Source organism: Cellvibrio mixtus subsp. mixtus J3-8 (genome assembly GCF_000766945.1).
In the GTDB taxonomy this organism is placed as follows: domain Bacteria; phylum Pseudomonadota; class Gammaproteobacteria; order Pseudomonadales; family Cellvibrionaceae; genus Cellvibrio; species Cellvibrio mixtus_A.
This window is the reverse complement of the sequence record NZ_KN266220.1, coordinates 2425-3578: the sequence shown is the minus strand read 5'-3', so window position 1 is coordinate 3578 and position 1154 is coordinate 2425. Positions and strand designations below refer to the sequence as shown.

Genomic DNA, 1154 nt, shown 5'->3' with positions numbered 1-1154 from the left:
CCAACCATGATTCGGTCGAGTGCTTGCTGACGCAAAATGGCATCGCGGAGGCGCGCTTGGAAGTCCGGGAACTTGGCCCATGCATCTAATTTTGCGTAACCGATGCCGGTGTCAAATTCGGTGAATTTGCATTCATACTCCATGTCATCCAATGTGCTGACATCGCGCGGTTGGCGAGGGCCTTCGCTTACGTCGGTGCGGCCGGCAATTGGATTAACACCAAGCCCCAGTTTCTCGCCTTTGAGTTCTTTTACTCCGAATATATTAATTCGGCCAAGGAAGTCGCTGGATTCTTGCAGTTTGGTTTCCAACGTTTGCTGCACACTGGGTGCCACACTGAATTTTTTACTAGCGTCTTTAACGCTGTTTAATTGACCGATGCGAGCCACAAAGGCGTCGTATAGCGGGCGTGTATCGTTATGCATAGTAGGTGCCTTTTGTTTGTGTGTTTGGATTGCCGCTCGCTGCGTTAGCAGTCGGTCTGCACCAAGTTACCGTTGTTACCGGTTGCTGTGCTGCGGTGGTGTTGGCGGCCGTCAGTTGAGTCCAATTTTTTATACAAGGCGTCAAAGTCAGCTTGTAATTTTTCATGGGCTTTTTTCAGGTCGCTAAATTCAGTTGGCAAGGTAGATTTTCCTTCGCTGAATTTATTAATAACTAATTCCAAAGCCTTCTCTAAATCTTTCCGGAAGGATTCAAATTCAGCGCTGGCAAATTTGTTATGTTTTTTAAACAAAGCAGTGACGGTGTCTTGCAGAGAAGTTTTATCGTCTTCCGGTTCATCATCGTCGATGAATTCGAGTTCCACTTCTTCAGCGGCAGTGAATAGGTTTTCGGGTCGGTTTTTGCGATATGCGAGCGGATTGGATTTCGCACTGGCTGAGAACGCCAGCATTTCAGTGCCGAGACTTGCAGGATCATCGGTAACCGCAAGGCCAACCATATACGCTTCGCCCAGGTCGGCAAATTCGGGATCTACTTCGATACTGGTATACACTTTCTGACGCTTTTTGTTCATCTCTACCAAATCATCCGTGGGGCTGATTTCGGCAAGTAGGAACATCTTTCCGTTTTCTTCCTCGGTGGATAGCGATAACACATCACCATAAGCACGGAATGGACTGTCGGGGTGATAGCCTTTGATATGCTCAAGA

General features: G+C 47.7%; 2 protein-coding genes. Both read right to left on the bottom strand.

Features of this window, described 5'->3' with window-relative positions; genetic code table 11:
• Positions 1-425, bottom strand: a 425-nt coding sequence (locus tag A596_RS23690; protein WP_039918836.1) for a P2 family phage major capsid protein, incomplete at its 3' end; no start/stop codon positions are given.
• 44 nt (positions 426-469) lie between these two features.
• Positions 470-1154: GPO family capsid scaffolding protein (locus A596_RS21615; protein WP_039918835.1), on the bottom strand; the 685-nt coding region annotated here is incomplete at its 5' end.